This is a genomic window from Streptococcus pseudopneumoniae (genome assembly GCF_038148955.1).
GTDB classification, from domain to species: Bacteria; Bacillota; Bacilli; order Lactobacillales; family Streptococcaceae; genus Streptococcus; species Streptococcus pseudopneumoniae_T.
The window spans coordinates 1-1,414 of record NZ_JBBJZY010000047.1 but is presented as its reverse complement, the minus strand read 5'-3'; the positions used below and the strand labels follow the sequence as shown (position 1 = coordinate 1,414).

The 1,414-nt window shown below is 36.7% G+C and carries 1 protein-coding gene; it reads left to right on the top strand.

The window, feature by feature from the left end; genetic code table 11:
- The first annotated feature begins 123 nt into the window (after positions 1-123).
- A complete protein-coding gene (locus WKI23_RS09390; protein WP_368079735.1) occupies positions 124-1,380 on the top strand; it encodes an ISL3 family transposase in 1,257 nt (418 codons plus the stop codon).
- The last annotated feature ends 34 nt before the right edge of the window (positions 1,381-1,414 follow it).

The following is a 1,414-nucleotide window of genomic DNA, read 5'->3' as shown; positions in this document are numbered from 1 at the left end:
GGCTCTATAATATTTGTAGTGGGTAAATCCCCTATGGATATTATGGAGCCTATTTTGTTGTAGAAAAAAAGTCCCATAAGAACTATAATGAAAAGCGACCAAACTATCATTAGAAAGAATCATATGGAACAGTTACATTCTATCACAAAACTACTCGATATTAAAGACCCTAATATCCAAATTATAGATATCATTAATAAGGATACACACAAGGAAATCATCGCTAAACTAGACTATGAGGCCCCATCTTGTCCTGATTGCGGAAGCCTAATGAAGAAATATGACTTTCAAAAACCGTCTAAGATTCCTTACCTTGAAACGACTGGTATGCCTACTAGAATCCTCCTTAGAAAACGCCGTTTTAAGTGCTATCAGTGCTCTAAAATGATGGTCGCTGAAACTTCTCTCATCAAGAAAAATCACCAAATACCTCGTATCATCAACCAAAAGATTGCTCAGAAGCTGATTGAAAAAACTTCCATGACCGATATTGCTCATCAGTTGTCTATTTCAACTTCAACTGTCATTCGAAAGCTCAATGATTTCCACTTTAAGCATGATTTTTCTCGTCTTCCTGAGATTATGTCCTGGGACGAGTATGCCTTCACTAAGGGAAAGATGAGTTTCATTGCACAAGATTTTGATAATCTCAACATCATAACTGTTCTTGAGGGTAGAACACAAGCTGTCATTCGTGATCACTTTCTTAAATATGATAGAGCCGTCCGATGTCGAGTAAAAATCATTACTATGGATATGTTTAGTCCCTACTATGCCTTAGCTAAACAGCTTTTCCCATGTGCTAAAATCGTTCTAGATCGTTTCCATATTATCCAACATCTCAGCCGTGCTATGAGTCGTGTACGTGTCCAAATCATGAATCAATTTGAGCGAAAATCCCATGAATACAAGGCCATCAAACGCTACTGGAAACTCATTCAACAAGATAGTCGTAAACTGAGTGATAAACGATTTTATCGCCCTACTTTTCGTATGCACTTAACCAATAAAGAGATTCTAGACAAGCTTTTGAGCTATTCAGAAGATTTGAAACACCACTATAATCTCTATCAACTCTTACTTTTTCACTTTCAGAACAAGGAGCCAGACAAATTCTTCGGACTTATTGAGGACAATCTTAAGCAGGTTCATCCTCTTTTTCAGACTGTCTTTAAAACCTTCCTCAAGGATAAAGAAAAGATTGTCAATGCCCTTCAACTACCTTATTCTAATGCCAAATTAGAAGCAACTAATAATCTCATCAAACTTATCAAACGAAATGCCTTTGGTTTTCGGAACTTTGAAAACTTCAAAAAACGGATTTTTATCGCTCTGAACATCAAAAAAGAAAGGACGAAATTTGTCCTTTCTCGAGCTTAGCTTTTCTTCAACCCACTACAGTTGACAATGAGCC